The organism is Streptomyces sp. LBL, from assembly GCF_029893585.1.
GTDB lineage: Bacteria > Actinomycetota > Actinomycetes > Streptomycetales > Streptomycetaceae > Streptomyces.
Genome location: NZ_JARXYX010000016.1, coordinates 1 through 20,559, shown reverse-complemented (window position 1 = coordinate 20,559; position 20,559 = coordinate 1). Strand labels below are relative to the sequence as shown.

18 protein-coding genes and 2 pseudogenes are annotated in these 20,559 nt (G+C 68.2%); 12 read left to right on the top strand and 8 right to left on the bottom strand.

Annotated elements, in window-relative coordinates:
- Positions 1-4 precede the first annotated feature (4 nt).
- Genes tal through M2271_RS20210 form a run of 7 tightly spaced genes read left to right on the top strand, consistent with a single transcriptional unit; the run spans position 5 to position 7,056 of the window.
- Entirely contained in the window at positions 5-1,150 is a 1,146-nt protein-coding gene (gene tal, locus M2271_RS20240; protein ID WP_280888678.1) for a transaldolase, read from the top strand.
- Positions 1,147-2,787: a glucose-6-phosphate dehydrogenase gene (gene zwf / locus M2271_RS20235; RefSeq protein ID WP_280888677.1), complete on the top strand. Its 1,641-nt coding sequence runs from the start codon at positions 1,147-1,149 to the stop codon at positions 2,785-2,787. Before tal ends, zwf begins: the two co-directional genes overlap by 4 nt.
- Positions 2,784-3,719: a glucose-6-phosphate dehydrogenase assembly protein OpcA gene (gene opcA, locus M2271_RS20230; protein WP_280888676.1), complete on the top strand. Its 936-nt coding sequence runs from the start codon at positions 2,784-2,786 to the stop codon at positions 3,717-3,719. Before zwf ends, opcA begins: the two co-directional genes overlap by 4 nt.
- A complete protein-coding gene (gene pgi, locus M2271_RS20225) occupies positions 3,712-5,388 on the top strand; it encodes a glucose-6-phosphate isomerase (RefSeq protein WP_280888675.1) in 1,677 nt (558 codons plus the stop codon). The genes opcA and pgi overlap by 8 nt, the downstream gene beginning before the upstream one ends.
- Position 5,389: 1 nt before the next feature.
- Positions 5,390-6,271, top strand: a complete 882-nt coding sequence (gnd, locus tag M2271_RS20220) for a phosphogluconate dehydrogenase (NAD(+)-dependent, decarboxylating) (protein WP_280888674.1) — start codon at positions 5,390-5,392, stop codon at positions 6,269-6,271.
- A 7-nt stretch (positions 6,272-6,278) separates the two neighbouring features.
- Entirely contained in the window at positions 6,279-6,866 is a 588-nt protein-coding gene (locus M2271_RS20215) for a histidine phosphatase family protein (protein ID WP_280888673.1), read from the top strand.
- Positions 6,867-6,918: 52 nt separating this feature from the next.
- Entirely contained in the window at positions 6,919-7,056 is a 138-nt protein-coding gene (locus M2271_RS20210; RefSeq protein ID WP_280888829.1) for a hypothetical protein, read from the top strand.
- Here M2271_RS20210 and M2271_RS20205 read toward each other — a convergent pair.
- Together M2271_RS20205 and M2271_RS20200 are read right to left on the bottom strand one after the other, a co-directional pair.
- The gene (locus M2271_RS20205; RefSeq protein ID WP_280888672.1) at positions 7,043-8,911 is read right to left on the bottom strand and encodes a sugar phosphate isomerase/epimerase and 4-hydroxyphenylpyruvate domain-containing protein; all 1,869 of its coding nucleotides are present in this window, start codon (positions 8,909-8,911) and stop codon (positions 7,043-7,045) included. The genes M2271_RS20210 and M2271_RS20205 overlap by 14 nt on opposite strands.
- A gap of 236 nt (positions 8,912-9,147) precedes the next feature.
- Positions 9,148-10,026, bottom strand: a pseudogene (locus M2271_RS20200) (shikimate dehydrogenase); the annotation flags it as partial.
- 156 nt (positions 10,027-10,182) lie between these two features.
- On the opposite strand from M2271_RS20200, the gene M2271_RS20195 reads away from it, so the two are divergent.
- Complete coding sequence (locus M2271_RS20195) at positions 10,183-10,848, top strand: TetR/AcrR family transcriptional regulator (RefSeq protein ID WP_280888671.1); 666 nt, start codon at positions 10,183-10,185, stop codon at positions 10,846-10,848.
- A gap of 260 nt (positions 10,849-11,108) precedes the next feature.
- Complete coding sequence (locus M2271_RS20190; RefSeq protein WP_280888670.1) at positions 11,109-12,449, top strand: MFS transporter; 1,341 nt, start codon at positions 11,109-11,111, stop codon at positions 12,447-12,449.
- Between the two features lie 123 nt (positions 12,450-12,572).
- On the opposite strand, the pseudogene M2271_RS20185 reads toward M2271_RS20190, so the two are convergent.
- Positions 12,573-13,136 (bottom strand): annotated as a pseudogene (locus M2271_RS20185) (transposase); the annotation flags it as partial.
- Between the two features lie 208 nt (positions 13,137-13,344).
- Entirely contained in the window at positions 13,345-13,899 is a 555-nt protein-coding gene (locus M2271_RS20180; protein WP_280888669.1) for a transposase, read from the bottom strand.
- Positions 13,900-13,909: 10 nt separating this feature from the next.
- On the opposite strand from M2271_RS20180, the gene M2271_RS20175 reads away from it, so the two are divergent.
- Entirely contained in the window at positions 13,910-14,362 is a 453-nt protein-coding gene (locus M2271_RS20175; RefSeq protein WP_280888668.1) for a transposase, read from the top strand.
- A 170-nt stretch (positions 14,363-14,532) separates the two neighbouring features.
- Here the strand turns inward: M2271_RS20175 and ribD are convergent, their stop codons facing one another.
- Together ribD and M2271_RS20165 are read right to left on the bottom strand one after the other, a co-directional pair.
- Positions 14,533-15,408, bottom strand: a complete 876-nt coding sequence (gene ribD / locus M2271_RS20170; protein WP_280888667.1) for a bifunctional diaminohydroxyphosphoribosylaminopyrimidine deaminase/5-amino-6-(5-phosphoribosylamino)uracil reductase RibD — start codon at positions 15,406-15,408, stop codon at positions 14,533-14,535.
- A 28-nt stretch (positions 15,409-15,436) separates the two neighbouring features.
- On the bottom strand, positions 15,437-16,942 hold the full coding sequence (locus M2271_RS20165; protein ID WP_280888666.1) for a hypothetical protein: 1,506 nt from the start codon (positions 16,940-16,942) through the stop codon (positions 15,437-15,439).
- A 732-nt stretch (positions 16,943-17,674) separates the two neighbouring features.
- On the opposite strand from M2271_RS20165, the gene M2271_RS20160 reads away from it, so the two are divergent.
- On the top strand, positions 17,675-17,854 hold the full coding sequence (locus M2271_RS20160) for a hypothetical protein (RefSeq protein ID WP_280888665.1): 180 nt from the start codon (positions 17,675-17,677) through the stop codon (positions 17,852-17,854).
- A 121-nt stretch (positions 17,855-17,975) separates the two neighbouring features.
- Here the strand turns inward: M2271_RS20160 and M2271_RS20155 are convergent, their stop codons facing one another.
- Together M2271_RS20155 and M2271_RS20150 are read right to left on the bottom strand one after the other, a co-directional pair.
- Positions 17,976-18,395, bottom strand: coding sequence for a VOC family protein (locus M2271_RS20155; protein WP_280888664.1), 420 nt, complete (start codon positions 18,393-18,395; stop codon positions 17,976-17,978).
- 57 nt (positions 18,396-18,452) lie between these two features.
- Positions 18,453-18,938, bottom strand: a complete 486-nt coding sequence (locus M2271_RS20150) for a PPOX class F420-dependent oxidoreductase (protein WP_280888663.1) — start codon at positions 18,936-18,938, stop codon at positions 18,453-18,455.
- Positions 18,939-19,179: 241 nt separating this feature from the next.
- Here M2271_RS20150 and M2271_RS20145 point away from each other — a divergent pair, with 241 nt between their 5' ends.
- Positions 19,180-20,409 (top strand): serine hydrolase domain-containing protein, encoded by a 1,230-nt coding sequence (locus M2271_RS20145; protein ID WP_280888662.1) that lies wholly within the window; start codon positions 19,180-19,182, stop codon positions 20,407-20,409.
- Positions 20,410-20,559: the final 150 nt, after the last annotated feature.

Here is a 20,559-nt window from a genome sequence, read left to right as displayed (position 1 = left end):
GAAGATGACCACAATGACCGAAGGAACCGCGACCGCGGGAACACTCAGGCGCCTGTCCGACGAGGGCGTCTCCATCTGGCTGGACGACCTGTCCCGCAGCCGGATCGAGTCCGGCAACCTGGCCGAACTCGTCAGGACGAAGCACGTGGTGGGCGTCACCACCAACCCCAGCATCTTCCAGGCCGCCATCGGCTCCGGCGAGGGGTACGAGGAGCAGCTCGGCGACCTCGCCGTGCGGGGCGTCACGGTCGACGAGGCCGTCCGGATGATGACCACCACCGACGTCCGCGCCGCCGCCGACATCCTGCGGCCCGTGTACGACGCGACCGGCGGCCGGGACGGCCGGGTCTCCATCGAGGTCGACCCGCGCCTCGCCCACGACACGGCGGCCACCATCGCCGAAGCCAAGCAGCTCTTCTGGCTGGTGGACCGTCCCAACGTCATGATCAAGATCCCGGCGACGCCGGCCGGTCTCCCGGCGATCACCGAGGTCGTGGGCCTCGGCATCAGCGTCAACGTCACGCTGATCTTCTCGCTGGAGCGCTACGGCGAGGTCATGGACGCCTACCTCGCCGGGCTGGAGAAGGCGCAGAAGGCGGGACTGGACCTCGCGCAGATCCACTCGGTGGCCTCCTTCTTCGTCTCCCGCGTCGACGCCGAGATCGACAAGCGGCTGACCCTGCTGGGCACGGACGAGGCCCTCGCGCTGAAGGGGAAGGCCGCCCTCGCCAACGCGCGGCTCGCCTACCAGGCGTACGAGAGCGTCTTCTCCGGTGAGCGCTGGACCGCGCTGGGCGGGGCCCGCGCCAACAAGCAGCGTCCGCTGTGGGCCTCCACCGGCGTGAAGGACCCGGCGTACAAGGACACGCTGTACGTCGACGAGCTGGTCGCGCCGGGCACGGTCAACACCATGCCGGAGGCCACGCTGAACGCCGCCGCCGACCACGGCGACATCACCGGCGACACCGTCACCGGCCGCTACGCCCAGGCCCGCGCCGACCTCGGGGCGGTGGAGCGGCTCGGGATCTCCTACGACAAGGTCGTCCAGCAGCTCGAGGACGAGGGCGTCGCCAAGTTCGAGGCGGCCTGGCAGGACCTCCTGAACACCGTGACGAAGTCCCTGAACAGCAAGGGGGTTGACGGGGAATGAGCAAGAAGGCCCGCAAGAAGACCACTGAAGAACCCGGGTCGCAGGAGACCGGGTCGCAGGAGACCGGGCCGGAGGTGACCGGGCCGGAGGCGACCGTCCCCGTCCTCCCGGCGGCCGACTGGTCCAACCCGCTCCGCCACCCCCAGGACCGCCGGCTCCCCGTTATCGCCGGCCCCTCGGGGCTGGTCATCTTCGGCGTCACCGGCGACCTGTCCCGCAAGAAGCTGATGCCGGCCATCTACGACCTCGCCAACCGCGGAATGCTGCCTCCGGGCTTCTCGCTCCTCGGGTTCGCCCGCAGGGAGTGGGAGGACGAGGACTTCGCACAGGTCGTGCACGACTCGGTCCGCGAGCACGCGCGCACCGAGTTCCGCGAGGAGGTCTGGCAGCAGCTCTCCGAGGGCATGCGGTTCATCCCCGGCGACTTCGACGACGACACCGCGTTCAAGCAGCTGCGGTCCGCCGTCGACGAGCTGGACAGCTCACGCGGTACGAGCGGCAACTACGCGTTCTATCTCTCCGTACCGCCGAAGTTCTTCCCGAAGGTCGTGCGGCAGCTGAAGAAGCACGGGCTCGCCGACGCTCCGGAGGGTTCCTGGCGGCGCGCGGTCATCGAGAAGCCGTTCGGGCGCGACCTGAAGAGCGCCCGTGAGCTGAACGCGCTCCTGCACGACGTGTTCGAGCCGGACCAGGTGTTCCGCATCGACCACTACCTCGGCAAGGAGACCGTCCAGAACATCCTGGCGCTCCGCTTCGCCAACCAGATGTACGAGCCGATCTGGAACCGGTCGTACGTCGACCACGTGCAGATCACCATGGCCGAGGACATCGGCATCGGCGGCCGGGCCGGGTACTACGACGGGATCGGCGCCGCCCGTGACGTCATCCAGAACCACCTGCTCCAGCTGATGGCGCTCACCGCCATGGAGGAGCCCATCGCCTTCGACGCCGAGTCGCTGCTCACCGAGAAGCTCAAGGTGCTGAAGTCGGTGCGGCTGCCCGAGAACATCGGTGAGCACACCGTGCTGGCGCAGTACGCGGAGGGCTGGCAGGGCGGCGCGAAGGTGGCCGGGTACCTCCAGGAGGAGGGCATCGACCCCACGTCGAAGACCGACACGTACGCGGCCGTCAAGCTGGAGGTGGACAACCGCCGCTGGGCGGGAATCCCCTTCTACCTGCGCACCGGCAAGCGGCTGGGCCGGCGGGTCACCGAGATCGCGGTGGTCTTCCAGCGGGCCCCGCACTCCCCCTTCGACTCCACCGCCACCGAGGAACTCGGGCAGAACGCGATCGTCATCCGCGTCCAGCCCGACGAGGGCATGACGGTCCGCTTCGGCTCCAAGGTGCCCGGCACCTCGATGGAGATCCGGGACGTGTCCATGGACTTCGCCTACGGCGAGTCGTTCACGGAGTCCAGCCCGGAGGCGTACGAGCGCCTCATCCTGGACGTCCTCCTCGGAGACGCCAACCTTTTCCCCCGCCACCAGGAAGTGGAAGAGTCCTGGAAGATCCTCGACCCGATCGAGGAGTTCTGGGCGAACCACGGCAGTCCGGCGCGGTACGCGTCGGGCAGCTGGGGACCCGAGGAAGCGGACGAGATGCTCGCACGAGACGGACGGAGCTGGCGCAGGCCATGAAAATCGACCTGACCGACACCACGGCAAGCAAGATCAACAAGGCGTTGGTGCAGGGTCGCCGCGCCATCGGCACACCCGCCGTGGGCATGGTCCTGACGATGGTGATCGTCACGGACGAGGAGAACGCCTACGACGCGATCAAGGCGGCCGAGGAGGCCTCGCACGAGCACCCCTCGCGCACCCTGGTCGTCATCAAGCGGCACGCCCGCACCCCGCGCGACCGCACCAGCTCCCGCCTCGACGCCGAGGTCCGGGTGGGCGCCGACGCCGGCACCGGCGAGACGGTGATCCTGCGGACCTACGGCGAGGTGTCCGACCACGCCGACTCCGTCGTCCTGCCGCTGCTGCTGCCGGACGCCCCGGTCGTCGTGTGGTGGCCGGTGGAGGCGCCGGAGAACCCGGCGAAGGACCCGCTGGGCGCGCTGGCCCAGCGCCGGATCACCGACCTGTACGCCGTCGGGAACCCCCTCCAGGTACTGCAGACCCGGGTCCGCTCCTACGCGCCCGGCGACACCGACCTCGCCTGGACCCGGCTGACCCCGTGGCGCTCGATGCTGGCCGCGGCCCTGGACCAGGCCCGGGCGAAGGTGACCTCGGCGGCCGTGGAGGCCGAGGAGGAGAACCCGGCGGCCGAACTGCTGTCCCGCTGGCTGGAGGCCCGCCTCGGCGTCACCGTCGACCGGATCGTCACCGCCGGGCCGGTGGTCACGGCCGTGCGTCTGGGCACCGCGAGCGGCGAGATCGTCATCGACCGCCCCGAGGGCCCGCTGGCCACGCTGACCCTGCCGCACCAGCCCTCGCGCACCCTCGCGCTGAAGGTCCGCACCACTTCCGAACTCATCGCCGAGGAGCTGCGGCGCCTCGACGCGGACGAGATGTACGCCGTCGCCCTGCGGGGCGAGGGTACGAAGGAGATCCCCACCCATGTCTGACTCCCCTTCCGCCTCCCCCTCCCCTTCCCCCAAGCTCACCCGGCGGCCGGAGTGGATGGCCCTGGAGGACCACCGCGCCGAGTGGCACGCGCATCTGCGTGACCTGTTCGCGGCGGACCCCGAGCGTGCGCAGCGGTATGTCGTACGCGTGGGAGACCTGCGTATCGACTACTCGAAGAACCTGGTCACCGACGAGACGCTGGCGCTGCTCCAGGAACTGGCCACCGCCACCGACGTGTTCGGGCTGCGGGACGCCATGTTCGGCGGCGAGAAGATCAACATCACCGAGGACCGGGCGGTGCTGCACACCGCGCTGCGCGCCCCCGCGAACGCGGTGGTCGAGGTCGACGGCGAGAACGTCGTGCCCAAGGTCCACGCGGTCCTCGACCAGATGAGCGACTTCGCCCAGCGGGTCCGCTCCGGTGCGTGGACCGGCCACACCGGCAAGCGGATCCGCAACGTCGTCAACATCGGCATCGGCGGCTCCGACCTGGGCCCGGCGATGGCCTACGAGGCACTGCGGGCGTACACCGCACGGGAGTTGACCTTCCGGTTCGTGTCGAACGTGGACGGCGCCGACCTGCACGAGGCCGTGCGTGACCTGGACCCGGCGGAGACCCTGTTCATCGTCGCCTCCAAGACGTTCACCACCATCGAGACGATCACGAACGCGACCTCGGCGCGCGAGTGGCTGCTGAACGGCCCCGACGGACTCGGCGACGACAAGGCGGTCGCGAAGCACTTCGTCGCCCTGTCGACGAACGCCGAGAAGGTCACCGGGTTCGGCATCGACCCGGAGAACATGTTCGCGTTCTGGGACTGGGTCGGCGGCCGCTACTCCTACGACTCGGCGATCGGTCTGTCCCTGATGATCGCCATCGGCCCGGAACGCTTCCTGGAGATGCTCGACGGTTTCCGGATCGTCGACGAGCACGTCCGCAACGCGCCCGCCGAGGCCAACGCCCCGCTGCTGCTGGGCCTGCTGGGCGTCTGGTACGGCAACTTCTTCGACGCCCAGACGCACGCGGTCCTGCCGTACAGCCACTACCTGTCCAAGTTCACCGCCTACCTCCAGCAGCTGGACATGGAGTCCAACGGCAAGTCGGTGGACCGTGACGGCGACCCGGTCCAGTGGCAGACCGGCCCGGTGGTGTGGGGCACCCCCGGCACCAACGGGCAGCACGCCTACTACCAGTTGATCCACCAGGGCACCAAGGTCATCCCGGCCGACCTGATCGGTTTCGCCCGTCCGGTCGGCGAGCTGAGCGACGAACTCAAGGCGCAGCACGACCTGTTGATGGCCAACCTGTTCGCGCAGGGGCAGGCGCTCGCCTTCGGCAAGACCGCCGACGAGGTGCGCGCGGAGGGCGTGGCGGAGGCACAGGTGCCGCACCGCACGTTCAAGGGCAACCACCCGACGACCACGATCCTGGCGAAGGAACTCACCCCGTCGGTCCTCGGCCAGCTGATCGCCCTCTACGAGCACAAGGTGTTCGTCCAGGGCGCGATCTGGAACATCGACTCCTTCGACCAGTGGGGCGTCGAGCTCGGCAAGGTCCTCGCCAGGCGCGTCGAACCCGCCGTCACCGAGGGCGCGGACGTCCCCGGTCTCGACTCCTCCACCGCCGCTCTCGTGGCCGCTTACCGCGAGCTCAAGGAAGTGAACTGACATGCAGTTGGGACTCATCGGCCTCGGCAAGATGGGCGGCAACATGCGCGAGCGGATCCGCCGCGCCGGCCACACCGTCATCGGCTACGACCGCAACCCCGAAGTCTCCGACGTGAGCAGCCTGGCCGAACTGGTCGACAAGCTCGAAGCCCCGCGCGCGGTCTGGGTGATGGTCCCGGCCGGTGCCCCGACGCAGTCCGTCGTCGACGAACTCGGCGACCTGCTGTCCGACGGTGACACGGTCATCGACGGCGGCAACTCCCGCTGGACCGACGACGAGAAGCACGCCGCCGAGCTGGGTGCCAAGGGCATCGGGTTCGTCGACGCGGGCGTCTCGGGCGGTGTGTGGGGCCTGAAGAACGGCTACGCCCTGATGGTCGGCGGCGACAAGGAGCACGTCGACCGGATCCAGCCGGTCTTCGACGCGCTCAAGCCCGAGGGCACGGCCGGCTTCGTCCACGCCGGCAAGGTCGGCTCCGGGCACTTCTCCAAGATGGTCCACAACGGCATCGAGTACGCCATGATGCAGGCCTACGCCGAGGGCTGGGAGCTGCTGCAGGCGGTGGACTCGGTCACCGACGTGCGCGAGGTCTTCCGCTCCTGGCAGGAGGGCACCGTCATCCGCTCCTGGCTGCTCGACCTGGCCGTCAACGCTCTCGACGACGACGAGCACCTGCAGAAGCTGCGGGGGGTCGCGCAGGACTCCGGCGAGGGCCGCTGGACCGTCGAGGCCGCCATCGACAACGCGGTGCCGCTGCCCGCCATCACCGCCTCCCTCTTCGCCCGGTTCTCGTCCCGCCAGGACGACTCCCCGCAGATGAAGATGGTCGCGGCGCTGCGCAACCAGTTCGGCGGCCACGCCGTCGAGTCGGCGAAGGAGTAGACCCGCCATGGGGGATCTCCTTCTGGTCCGCCATGGTGAGACGGAGTGGAGCGTGTCGGGACAGCACACCAGCTGGACCGACCTGCCCCTCACCCAGCACGGCGAGGAACAGGCCAAGTCCCTCGCTCCGCTCCTCTCCTCGCGGACCTTCGCCCTCGCGCTGGCCAGCCCGCTGAGCCGCGCGATACGTACCGCCGAACTGGCGGGCATCACCGGGGTCGTACCGGACCCCGACCTGCAGGAGTGGGACTACGGCGGCTACGAGGGCGTCACCACCGTCGACATCCACCGCACCCGGCCCGACTGGTTCCTGTGGAACGACGGAGTGCCGCCCGGCCCGGACGGCCACCCCGGAGAGTCGCCCGAGCAGGTGGGGCGGCGTGCCGACCGGGTCCTCGCCCGGGTGGACGCGGCCCTGCCCGACGGCGATGTGATCCTGGCGGCCCACGGCCACTTCCTGCGGGTGCTGACGGCACGCCGGCTGGGGCTGGCGCCGGCGGACGGGCGACTGTTCCAGTTGGCGACCGGAACGGTCAGCCGGCTGTCGACGGAGCACGACCGACCGGTCATCGCGGAGTGGAACACCCGGTCGTAGAAGGGGTGTCCGAAGCCGGCCCGGGTGCACGCCCGGGTCGGCTTTCCGTTGGTTGCCGTCCGCCGTGGGCACGTCGGCGTTGGCCCCGGACGGCTGGTACCAGACGCTGTCGTACGCCCTCGTCATCGCCGGCTGGATCCTGGCCACGACGGTCTCCGCCGGCGTGACCCGGACCGTCAGCCGCCGGTGAGCCGCTTGACCGCGTGCTGGGCCGCCAGCCGCACGGGGGCGTTCGGGGCGCCGTAACCCCGGTAGCCGCCGTCACGCTGGACGAGTTCGAAGAAGACCTGTCCGACGGTGTGGGTGTAGCAGTGCCGGAACACCCCGTGGGCGTCCCGGTCGTAGAGGATGCCGAGTGCGCGGTACGTCGCCAACTCGCCGTCGGCGAACTCGTACCGGGCCGCCAGGTCGTCGTAGTAGTTCGCGGGGATCGGCAGCAGTCGGCCGCCGGCGTCGACGAAGCGGCGGGCCGTGGCGATCACGTCGTCGGTGGCGAGCGCGATGTGCTGGGCGTGGACGGTGTCGTCGGAGGGGGCCGCGCCGACGGACAGGGCGATGCGTACGCTGCCGTCGAGGTTGGTGACGGCACGGCTGCGCAGCAGGCCGTAGGGGTCGGCGACGTCGACGCTCTCCTGGGCCGTGAGGCCGAGCACACTGCGGTGGAAGAGGGCCGCCTCGTCGAAGTGGTGCCAGGGCTGGGTGAGGGCGAGGTGGTCGATGCCGGACACATCCGAGGCGGCGGCCGGATGCTCGACGTCCTCTGCGTCCTCGGCGTCCTCTGCGTCCTCTGCGGCTTCGATGTCCTCGATGTCCTCGGGGTCCTGGAAGTCCGCCCGCCAGTCGGGGAGTTCGGGCCGGTTCGTGGCGCAGAAGAACAGTTCCGTGCCGTCGGGCGCGGCGACCGCGTCGAGCAGGGCGTCCTCGGGGGCGCGGCGGCGGGGCAGGACGGGGGCGAGCAGGGCCTCGGCGCGGCGGGCGGCGGCGGAAGGGGCCGGTGACTCCAGGCCGATGGCGGCGAGCTGAGTGCCGTCACGGCGTACGGCGGTGCCGGTGTTGACCAGGACGCGGGCCTCGCCCTGCTGCCACAGGTCGACGGGCTTGCTGCGGTGGCGTGCGGTGCGGGCGAAGCCCAGGGCGCGCAGCACCGCGGAAACGGGGTCGGCGTCCGGGGTGATCAGTTCGGCGAAGGCGATGCCTGTGGGGACGACCGGCGCGGGCGGCGCGGCGACGCCCACCGTCTCCTGGAGGACCAGCAGGGACCGGCGGGCGTCCACGGCGATGGGGCCGGCCTCGGCCTGCCGGAAGACGTCGTTGAAGATCTCCAGGGAGAGCGGGCCGTCGTATCCCGTGCGCAGCACCCGGCCGACGAGCCCGGCGACGTCGAAGCCGCCCTGGCCGGGGAAGCAGCGGTAGTGGCGGCTCCACTGCAGGACGTCCATGGCGAGCAGCGGGGCGTCGGCGAGCTGGAGGAAGAAGATCTTCTCGCCGGGGATGTCCGCGATGCCGTCGAGGTCCTTGGGGTCGGAGCTCCGGGAGAGGATGTGGAAACTGTCCAGGCAGGTGCCGAGCGAGGGGTGGCCCGCCGCCTCGACAATGTGCCAGGCGTGGTCGTACGTGCTGACGTGCCGCCCCCAGGCGAGCGCCTCGTAGGCGATCCGGATGCCGAAGTCCTGGGCCAGATCGGCGAGTTCACCCAGCTGGCCGGCGGCGAGGGCGTCGTCGTCCACGGCGTGCGGGGAGACGCTGGAGCAGACCAGGACGGTGTCGGCGCCGAGCCGGCCCATCAGCTCGAACTTGTGCCGGGCACGCCGCAGGTTGCGGGCGAACTCGTGCCGAGGCACGGCCTCGATGTCGCGCATCGGCTGGTAGAGGTCGATGGTGAGACCGAGGTCGGCGCAGCGGGCGCGGATCTCCTCGGGGGTGAGGGGGCTGGCGAGCAGGTCGTTCTCGAAGATCTCGACGCCGTCGAAACCGGCCCGGGAGGCGGCCGTGAGCTTCTCGGTGAGGGATCCGCTGAGCGAGACGGTGGCGATGGACGTACGCACGTCGGTACCTGTGTTTCTCCGAAGGCCCCTTGTTCACGGGCTGCTTGTTCGCGGGCCCCTTGTCGGGTTACTTGTTCGCGGGCTGCCTACTTGTTCGCCGGCTGCTTGTGGGCGGACCCGTTGTCGGGTTGCTTGGTCGCCGGCTGCTTGTGGGCGGACCCGTTGTCGGGTTGCTTGGTCGCCGGCTGCTCGTGGGCGGACCCGTTGTCGGGCTGCTTGGTCGCCGGCTGCTTGTGGGCTCCCGCAGCTCCGGACAGTTCGGCGAAGTCCGCGAGCATCGCGGCGCTGTCGGGTTCCCGGCCGGTGAACAGCCGGAACGCGTCGACGGCCTGGAAGACGGCCATCCCGCCGCCGTCGAGCGTGGCGCAGCCGAGTGCGCGGGCGGTGCGCAACAACTCGGTCTCCAGTGGCCGGTAGACCACCTCGGCGATCCACAGCCCCGGGTGCAGGAATGCGGCCGGGAGGGGGAGGCCGGGGTGGGCGGCCATGCCGGTGGGGGTGGCGTGCACGAGACCGTCGGTCCGCGCCAGGAGGTCCGCGAGCCGGTCGGGGGCGGCGGAGGCGGCGCGGCCGTCGCCGAAGCAGTGGTTCAGCGAGTCGGCGAGCGCGGCGGCCCGCTCCGGCAGCGCGTCGACCACGGTGACCCGCCCGGCGCCGAGAGTGAGCGTGGCGTGTGCGACCGCCGCACCCGCGCCGCCGGCACCCAGCTGCACGACCCGCTCCAGCGCTACGTCGGGCAGACCGCGCGCGAAGGAGGCGGCGAAACCGGTGACGTCGGTGTTGTGACCGACGGCCCGGCCGTCCGGTGCGAAGACGACGGTGTTGACCGCGCCGAGGGCCTCCGCCTGCGGGGCGAGCTCGTCCAGGTGCGGGATGACGTGCTGCTTGCAGGGATGCGTGATGTTGAGCCCGTCGAAGCCCAGGTCACGGGCGGCCCGCAGCAGATCGCCCACCGCCTCGGGCCGGGCGCCGAGGGTGTCGATGTCGATGAGCCGGTACAGACAGCGCAGGCCCTGGCGGTCGGCCTCCCGCTCGTGCAGCGCCGGGCTGAGTGACGGGCCGATGCCGGAACCGATCAGTCCGAAGAGATACGAGTCCTTGTCCTGGGACGGCACCGGGAACCTCCTGAGCGGCTCACTAATGTACGAACTAGTACGTTAGCTATACCAGTCTCACCGACCCGCGGGAAGCCCCCGGCCGGCGAATCCCGAACCCGGCACCCGGCCTGCTTCTACAATCACCGGCACTGGCACCCCGCGCGAAGGAACCCGATGACCAGCGTCGAAGAACCGGCACGACCGAACGGGCGGATCCGTGACGCCGCCCGCACCCAGGCCGAGATCCTCGACGTGGCGACGCGGGAGTTCGCCCGGGCCGGCTTCGACGGCGCCCGGGTCGACGAGATCGCCGCCCGCACCCGCACCACCAAGCGGATGATCTACTACTACTTCGGCGGCAAGGAGCGGTTGTTCACGGCCGTCCTGGAACGGGCGTACGCCGTGATCCGCGAGGCCGAGCAGGAGTTGGACGTCGAGCACCTGGACCCGGTCGCGGCCATCCGGCGGCTGGCGGAGGTCACCTTCGACCACCATGAGCAGCACCCGGACTTCATCCGGCTGGTGAGCATCGAGAACATCCACGAGGCGGAGCACATCGCGGCCTCCCGGGAGCTCGGCAGGATCAGCTCACCCGCCCTCGACGTGATCCGTCGGATCCTGACGTCGGGGCAGGAGTCGGGGCTGTTCACGGCCGACGTGGACGCCGTCGACCTGCACGCGATGATCAGCTCCTTCTGCTTCTTCCGGGTCGCCAACCGGCATACCTTCGGCGCCCTGTTCGGCCGTGACCTGGTCGATCCCGCGCAGCGCGAGCACTACCGCGCGATGCTCGGCGACATGGTGATCGCCTATCTGACGGCGGAGCGCGCGGCGGATTGAGCTCCCGGTCGGCGAGCAAGATCCTTCGGCATGACCTCTTGACACCCGGGAAACGTAAGCGCAACATCCCACGCACCGCCACTAACTATCCAGTGGGTTAATTAGCTGGGACCCGGCTCCCCTCCCCCCTTCCTCTCCGCTCCCCTTCTCCTCGCTCCCCTTCTCCTCGCTCCCCTTCTCCTCGCTCCCCTCCTCTCCGCTCCCCTTCGCCCCCTCCGTTCGCTCCACCTCAGATGGAGTTCCCCCCGAAGGAGCACGCCGTGCCCGTCCCCGCCGCGCCCGTCGGCCAGCCGAAAAAAGCCGCCCTGGCGGCCTGGATCGGCAGCGCCTTGGAGTACTACGACTTCTTCATCTACGGCAGCGCCGCCGCGCTGATCTTCCCCGACGTCTTCTTCGACGAGTCCGACCCGGCCACGGCGACCCTGCTGTCACTGGCCACGTTCGGCGTGGCGTACGCGGCACGTCCGGTGGGCGCGTTGTTCCTCGGGCACTTCGGCGACCGCCTCGGCCGCAAGAAGATCATGGTCTTCACGCTGATCCTGATGGGCCTGTCGACGTTCCTCATCGGCTGTCTGCCCACCCGCGACCAGGTCGGCACGCTCGCCCCGGTCCTCCTGGTCCTGTGCCGGGTACTGCAGGGCATCTCCGCGGCCGGCGAGCAGGCCAGCGCCAACTCCATGACACTGGAGCACGCGCCGCCGCACCGACGCGGCTTCTTCACCAGCTTCACCCTGAGCGGCACACAGGGCGGGCAACTGCTCGCCACCCTGGTCTTCCTCCCCGTCGCCGCGCTGCCCGAGGATCAACTGCTGTCCTGGGGCTGGCGGGTGCCGTTCTGGCTGAGCGTCGCGGTCGCCGTGGTCGGCTTCGTCATCCGGCGCCGCCTGGAGGAGACCCCGGCCTTCACCCAGCAGACCGCGTCGGAGGGTGTCGTCCGGCTTCCGCTGGTGATCCTGATGCGCGAGCACTGGGCGGACGTGCTGCGGGTGATCGCGGGCGCGCTCATCGCCTCGGTCAGCACGATCTTCACGGTGTGGGCGCTGTCGTACGCCACCAGCGACTCGGTCGGCATGTCCCGCTCCTCCATGCTGTGGGTGGGCGCGCTCGCCAACCTGGTGGCACTCGCGGCGATCCCGCTGTGGGCCACACTGTCGGACCGCATCGGCCGCCGGCCGGTGTACCTGATCGGCGCGGCCGGCAGCGCCGTGGCGATGTTCGGGTACCTCTGGGCGATCTCCACGGGCTCCTACCCGCTGACCCTCGTCCTGGGCATCGTGGCCTTCGGCGTCGTCTACAGCGCCGCGAACGGTGTGTGGCCGTCCTTCTACGGCGAGATGTTCACGACCCGGGTCCGGCTGTCCGGCATGGCGATCGGCACGCAGATCGGCTTCGCCGTGGCCGGGTTCGCGGTGACCTTCGCAGCGCAGATCGCGGGCCCGGACGGCGACGGCTGGCTGGCGGTGGCGGTGTTCACGGCGGCCCTGTGCGTGCCCCCGGTGATCGCCGTGCTCTCCGCCCGAGAGACCCACCAGGTGCCGACGGAGCGGCTCGGCGAGCACCGCTCACGTGCGACGTCCCAGCCGGAGACGGTGTCGGCCTGAGCCCTGTCCCGACATCGGTCCCCGGCTGCCCGCGAGGGCGCCGGGACTCCGGTGCGCGGTGATGGCTCGTGCTCGTCAGGCGGAGGCCGCCGTGCTCGTCAGACACCCCATGTCGTTTTGAGGTCAAGCGGCAGGGGCGTGGACGTGATGTGACCAGGCGGTCGCTTCGTCGTAGGGGGTTCGGGTTTTGAGGCATCCGTGGAGGATGCCGACGAGACGGTTGCCGAGCTGGCGCAGGGCCGGGTTGTAACCGGCCTCGCGGGCGCGTTGCTTGTCGTAGTAGCGGCGAGCGCCGGGGGATGCCTGCAGGGCGCAGAACGCCTGGGTCTGCAGCGCGTCGGCGAGGCGGTTGTTGCGGACATAGCGGGCCTGGACAGTGTGGCTCTTGCCGGAGGCCCGGGTGATCGGGCTGGTGCCGGCGTAGTTCTTGCGGGCCTTCGCGGGCGCGTAGCGGGTGGGGTCGTCTCCGAACTCGGCAAGCACCCGGGCGCCGGTGATCTCCGCAATGCCGGGCGTCGAGGGGTAGATCTCAGCGTACGGGTGCTTCAGAAAATGGGCCTTCACCTGCTTTTCCAGGTCGGTTATCTGTTCGTTCAGGGCGATCAGCAGCTTCGCGTGGGCGGTGACGGTGGCCGCGTAGGCGGCGGTGACCGGCCCGGGCAGGCCGAGCTGCCGCTCGCGCAGCGCGGCGACGATCGTGGCTGCCTTCGCCTCCCGACTGTGCCGATTGTGCCGGCGGGCACGGGCCAGGACAGCGGTGATCTGGGTGCGGGGGCCTTTCTTGCTGTCATCTTAACTAACCCCGGCTCTTCGGCGGAATTGGTCGATCTGATGCCCTGACAGCAGTAAGGTGCCGCCGACCTGCAATGCCGGTGAGTTAGTGCGTCGGTGCAGGTCAGGTGGGGTGCTTGGTGACTTTGAGTGTGCAGCGGACGTTACTGGGAGTGCGGGGCTGGTCCCGTTTTCTGACCTCGAAGGTGTTCTTGGTCGGCTTCTTGATGCGCTGGCACTGCCGGTTGCGCCGGGGTGGGAGGAGGGCGGCCAGGAGTTCTGTGGTGACCTCGCGGCGGGCGGTGTCCAGCGTGGTGACGTCGGCTGCGGCCTGGGCGGCGACGGCCAGCCGGGCGATCTGCACGGTGACGGTGAAGGAGATCCGGTCAGGGTCGGTCCCGCCGTGTTCTGCCGCGCGTGTCTGCAGTGCGCACAGTGCCTGGTAGACGGTGAGGAGGGCGTAGATCTCCTGGCAGACCAGCTCGGGCGCCTTGGAGCGCAGGATGAATCCGGCGCCGCGCAGGCGGTTCTTCAGTTCCGCGAATCCGTTTTCGATCTCCCACCGCTGGTGGTATGCGGCCGCCAGCTGGTGGGCCGGGGCGAGGCGGTGGTCCAGGAGGCTGGTGACCAGCCGGAACGTCTCGGTGCGGGGCGGGCCTTCCTGCGGGCGGATGGTCACGGTGTACTCGATGATCCGCACCAGATGCCAGAAGACCGGCTGGCGCTACTCGATCACCGCAACGAACATCCGGCACATGGGCCACATCGCCGGCACCCACCAAGTGCAGTTCCTCGACGTCCTGCACCGCGATCACGCCGAGGTCGAAGACCGCGTGCGCACCAACAAAGCGATGGGACTGGCGAACCTGCCGTCCACGTCCTGGGAAACGAACGCGAGCTGGATGCTCACCGCGAACCTCGCCGCCGATCTCGACGCCTGGCTGCGGCTGCTGACCCTCCACGACCACGCGGACCTCGCCGACGCCGAGCCGGACACGATGCGCTTCCGCCTCTACCACCTGCCCGCCCGCCTCGCCCACCACGCACGCCGCCGCCACCTGCGCATCGAACGGACCTGGCCCTGGGCCGAGACATTCACGACCATCTGGAAGCGGATCAACAACCTGACGGCCGCCACCTGACGACCAGCCCCACCCCAACGCACACCGAGAGGAGGAAGGCCAGCAGCCTCCGGGCCCGTGGAACCCGGCGCACCCCGCAGCGACACGCGACGGCCCACCCTCACACGGCGAGGGACATTACGGGCGAACCACCGGGCCGCTCAACGACCAAACCCACCGAAGAATCGAGGCTAAGTTCTGCATCCGGCAAGACGGACATGTGATCCCGTCTGGGTGACCTCGGTCAGTCGATATCCGTCCGGAATTGCAGTAATCCTGCCAATATCCTTCCCGGGCGACCAAGAGGGCAATGTTCGCGGTAGGTAGGAGATTACTTTATCAACCATTCCTGCTGAAGCGAGCCGAGAGAAACGATCGACTGCGCCGGATAGCAAAATAGATCGTGATCCTGTACTGTTGAGATCTTTTATCATTTCACTGGCATCGTTACTCAGCGCTTCATTCGGAAGCTGGAATACGCCGTTTCCATGCTTCCCTGCTTCTCCTTCTTCGATGTCACCTCCCTGGTAAATTACGAGATCGTACGACCCTCGGAGCGTATTCACTTCCCGAAGCGTGACACCTTGCATGGAACTAGGGTTAGGTTGCCCATCCGTACCCGCTTCGTAGATCCACGTAATGAATGGGCGGCCGTCATTCAAAGAGGCTTGCCAAGGGCCCAAAACTAGAAGTGCCTCCTCTTTGAGGAAATCCCGTTCAACTTCCATTCCGGATCTCCGCAGGAGTTCTGCCCCGCCTTCGCCACGAGACGTTGGGTCCATTACGGCAATGAGCACTCTTGCTACGTTCGCATGGATCAGGGCTTCGCGGCAGGGTGGTGTACGCCCGTAGTGATTGCACGGTTCCAGTGTGACGACGGCCGTTCCGCCCTCGGCCCGTTTCCCGGCAGCGTTAAGTGCATTGACCTCCGCGTGCGATTCGCCTTTGCGTACGTGATAGCCCTCGCCAACAGTTCGCCCTTTGCTGTCTAGGATGACACAGCCAACAGGCGGGTTCGGGCTGGTCGATCCGAGCCCCTGAGCCGAGATTGCGATTGCGCGACGCATGGCCACCATCTCGTGCACATTCGCCACTTCAGAAACCCCTCTCTTCTTTGATGGCGTCAAAAAGTTGAGACACTGCCTGTGATGTATGAACTTCCCCGAGTGCGTTAACTGCGAACACTGTCTCGTGCATTGTGCGCAACGATCCGGAACTGCGTGCGATGCTCAGTGCGGAGGTGGCTTGTGCTGCCGCTGAGTCGTACTCTCGTATTCCCGCGTACGCAAGTGCCAGGCGTGCTTGCGCCAGGCCCCTGTCACGCTGGTAGGAGTTAGGAAGCTCGTCGAGCGCAGTCTCAAAAAGAGGGACGGCCAGATCGGGCCGCCCGAGGGTGAGCCAGCAATTTGCGCGCTGAATCTCGATGTAACTTGCGGTACAGAAATCTCCGTGCCCGGAACGGGCATCTCCCTTTGTGTCCGGCGAGGCTGCAAAGTCGTGGGCATCGTCCAGCCGGGTATGACAGGAAACCTCGTCTGCATCCAATGCATACCCATGTGCTTCCTGCTGTATGGCAGCTGCTCGCATGGGCCGCGTAAGGGTGGAGCTGTTTCGCTGGGCAGCTTGAGCAAGGCTAATAACCTGTGCTGCATTCCTCTTCGTGGTGGCTTGCTGACTTCTGCGAAAAAGTGTCCACGTCACCATGGATTGATCGCCGGCCTCGGTTGCCCATTCCATGGCTTGACTGGTCCACTTTGTGGCGTTCGACATATCTGCCGAGTCTTCATGCAACCATGCAGCCGACTCGGCGTATTGAGCGGCGAGTCTCAGCAACTCGGAGCGTTGCGCACCTCTGGCGTATGCGAGAAGCGATTCGAGGATGAATAGTTGTTGGCGCACTGCCGTGAGGGCGTGCCGCGGACCGAAGAGATTGTCAGCCCGGACAAGGGAGTGCCACATGTCCCGGAGGTGTTCTATAGCTGCTTCGATGCGGGTAGGGTCGAGCTTCGGAAACGATGCGGGCATTGGATTGAATTCGGTAGCGGGTGCAGGAATTCGCGCTAGATCTCCCGCTTGGAGTGCAGCGCCAATCGCACCAGTAACCATGCTTCGTCGGCTGATGGGCACGATCTGTTTCCTCCCCTCAATCCATACCGAGACCAGAAGCACATCAGAATGAGCAGCGGTAAGAGCTTGTTCGTCGCTCTGCGGCAAGAGATACGCCGTGTCCGCTGCCTCTCGACTTGGGTCAGCGTAGGTCGGCGGTTGAGGCAGATGGACTTTCTCCGGGGAACCCTCCCACGGCCGTTGGGGTAACCCAAGCATTTCGCCGGGGATGCCGAACCCGTCAGCTACACGTTCGATCACCTCCTGTCCGCGAATTCTCCGTACACCACGGATCACATCACTCACGCGCGAGCTGGTCATCTTGCCGACTGCGGCAGCCATCACTGCGTAACTGGAACCCGTGCGCCTGTTGACGAGACGGAAGACCTCCTGAAAGTCACGGGTCGCGCAGGCTCCGCGCATGGCATCGCTCTGCAGCAGCGTGTCAGGGATTGTCAGCGAGTATCCGATGCGCCGTGTCTCGCGGTCGTCCATGAGCGCCACCACCTTGCAGGGACGGAAGTGATCTCGTCCCAGGGTAGTACTGGCACTCCAGAGGGGTTCCCCAAATGGGCTTGCGGGGTTCCCCGTTCGCGGTTCCCTGAGGTGTCCCGTCGGGCTGAAGCTTTCCAGACGGCGCGACCCACGTGCCGAACGGCCAGACCCCCGCGACGCGGCGAACGTCCGGGGGCGTGGCCACCAACCGGTAGGAGGTTGACGGCAGTGCCCAAAGCTACAACCAGACTTCTCGGAAGTCCCCAGCGCGCTGAGGCTGACACCGACGCGAGACAGGGCGAGTACACGACCTACGCGCCCCCAGGGGAGACGTGCCCCGACTGCCAGCAGCGGATCAATTCACTTGAAGCGTGCCGCCGAGTTGAACTTCGGCAAGCTTCACACAGTCCGGCCGTTCGGTACCGACACCTGGAGTGCCCCCAGTGACCGCCCCCGTGAAGTGGGCCCACGTCCGCGTGGGCGCGTTACCTGCCCCTGAGCTGATCAGTCTCGTAGATGATCCCGCCGGGCCGTACGCGGGTTCGCCCGAGGGCTGGTGGACGGAGTACGGCGGGGGGCTCGACACAGAGTCCGGGGTCGTCTACCTTCCTGGCCCCAACTCCCCTCCCTGCCCGCGATGGCCCGCCAAGTCGTGATCGACATGCACACCCACACCTTCTCCGGCCACCCGAACGACCTCCGCAACGCCACCAGGGAGACCAGCCAGTGACCATGACCGACGACCGAGACTTCCTGGCGCCCACCGCCGAACTCACGGGCACGGTCGGGGATGACGTGCTGACCGTTCACAGGCTCAGCGAGGGAAAGCCGGTATGCGGCGCCAGCGGCAAGGTGACCGAGTGGCAGAGAGCCGCCACGTGCCCCGCCTGTCTGGAGACAGACGAGAACTGATGCCCTGAGGCAATCGCCGGACAAGCCCCGTCCGCGCACATGAAAACGCCCCGTGCGGCCCAAGTGCCGTGCGGCCCAAGTGCCGTGCGGGGCTTCTGTGTTGCCTGACCAGCCGATTTACTCAGAACTGGTAGTCAGAAGTGCTGGGGTCGGCCATCACGATGTGGTGCCCGTCGAACTTCTCCAGGACGACACCGCCCGCCTTCACCAGCCGCTCGGACTCCGCTGTGATGCGCGCCCACCGCTCCTCGGGACTGCCGTGGCCTGGTACCCGGATGTCGATAAGGAGTCGGTTCTTGGCCGTCTTGGGCTCGGGAACCTTGAGGACGGACAGGCGGGGGCCGACGCCGTCGGGGTCGCAGAGCCAGGCGCCGTCGTCCGCCGAGTCGTCCTCCGGCAGGTCGAAGCTCGCGAACCACTCCTCGCGGTTCTTGAAGGGAGCCAGTGGCGGCTCGTCGACGTATCCCAGGGCGGTCTTCCAGAACGCGGCGAGGAGCTGCGCGTCCGCGCAGTCAAGGGTGAGATCGATGACGGATGCCATGTCAGGACCGTACCGCGCACCACTGACAGGCAATAGGAGCATCAGGCGGGCAGGCCTTCAGCCCTTGCCGGAACTCCCGGGAATCCCGTACGCCCGCTCCACCCTCAGCCGGAGCACCAGCCGTCGGTCGCGGACCATGGCGGCGCGGTAGTCGTCCCAGTCCGGGTGCTCGCCCAGAACCTCACGGTAGAGCCGGACGAGTTCGTCCACCGTCTCGTCGTGCGGGTCCTGTGCCACGGGCGAGAGGTCGGCCGTGCCCTCGGCGACCGTGTACGTCCACCGGTCGGCGCTGGTGACGTGGTACGACGCGCGCGGGTCGCGCCGCAGGTTGCGGGTCTTGGCACGGTCGTCGGTGATCGAGACCCGGATGATCCGCTCGTCCCGATCGTAGGCGTGGCTGACGTTCGACAGCTGGGGCCGGCCATCGCTCTTGAGGGTGACCAGCACCCCGCCGTGGCCCTGGGAGAGCAGCCGGAGGAGTGCGTCCTGCGCAGGATCCGTCGCGTCCTTCGCGCCTTCGTTGTCCTTCGCGTCCTGAGTCATACCTCGTTCAACCTGAGCCAAGGCCTCACCCATTCCCCGTGGACAGTATGCACCGGGACGGTTGGACGTGCTTCGGGCTGTTCCCACCGTGACGGGCAACGGTCGGCGATCACTGTGACACTGCCGACGATCATGTGGATCCGGGGTCCCGTTCATCTGTTCCTGCGGGACGATGATGTCTGAGGTTGTCCCGGCTGGGTAGGCCGGACCGCACCTCGACGAACGGTGACGGAGGAGAACGATGGCACAGCTGCGGCAAGAGGTGGACCCTGGTGAGGCCGGGCTGGACGCGAAGGCGCTGGACCGCCTCGACCAGCACGTCTCCCACTACGTGGACGAAGGGCGGCTGCCCGGTTTCCTCCTGTCCGTAGCCCGCGGTGGACGCGTCGCCCACCTCACCACGCACGGCCGCCGGGACATCGCTGCCGGGCTGCCGGTAGAACCGGACACGCTGTGGCGGATCTACTCCATGACCAAGCCGGTCACCGCGGTCGCCGCGCTGCTCCTGGTCGAGGAGGGCCGGCTGTCACTGGACGACCCGGTCGAGCGGTACCTGCCGGACTTCGCCGAGCCCCGGGTGTACGTCAGCGGCTCCGGCGCCGACATGGTGACCCGCCCGGCCGAAGGGCCGATACGAGTGCGGCATCTGATGAGCCACACCGCGGGCCTGACCTTCGCCTTCTACCACAGCCACCCCGTCGACGCCCTCTACCGTCAGGCCGGTCTGGAGTCGTCGGTGGTGCCGGGCTCCAACCTGGCGGAGACGGTGGCCGTGTACGCGAGTCTGCCGCTGCAGTTCGAGCCGGGCACGCAGTGGAACTACTCGGTCGCCTCCAACGTGCTGGGCCGGATCATCGAGGTGGTGTCCGGGCAGCCGCTCGACACGTTCTTCGCCGAGCGGATCTTCGGGCCACTCGGGATGACCGACGCCGGCTTCCAGGTCCCAGCCGAACAGACAGGCCGGCTTGCCGAGTTGTACGGCGACGCCGACGGCGGCGGTATCGAGCCGATCCCCGGACTCCCGCTGCACAAACGGCCCCGCTTCCTGTCCGGCAGCGGCGGGATGGTGGCCTCGGCGCACGACGTACACCGGTTCATGGAGTTGCTGCGCCGCCGCGGCGAACTCGACGGCGTCCGTCTCCTCGCCCCCGAGACGGTGGAACTGATGACCTCCAACCACCTTCCAGGCGGCGCCGACCTGCGCGCCGTCGGCAGCAAACCCGCGCACGACGAACCCGGCAACGACGGCGTCGGCTTCGGACTCAGCGTCTCCGTGGTGACCGACCCGTCCCGCACCACGGCACCCTCCGGCCCCGGCACGTTCGGCTGGAGCGGCGTGGCCACGACGACGTTCTGGGTCGACCCGAGCCATGATCTGACCGTGCAGTTCATGACGCAACTGCGGCCGAAGCGCTCCCTCTCCCTCTTCCCGGACCTCAAGCGGCTGGTGCACGAGGCGGTCACCGACTAAGCGGCTTTGGTGAAGTGTGCTGCTGATCCTTTGATTCGTGCCCGCTGACGTTCCAGGGCCTGATCGACTGCGGTGCCGACCGCTTCGGCGGTGGTGTGGACGCGCTCGGGGTAGTCCTCGTACTTCGCCGAGCGCCATACCCGCTCGATA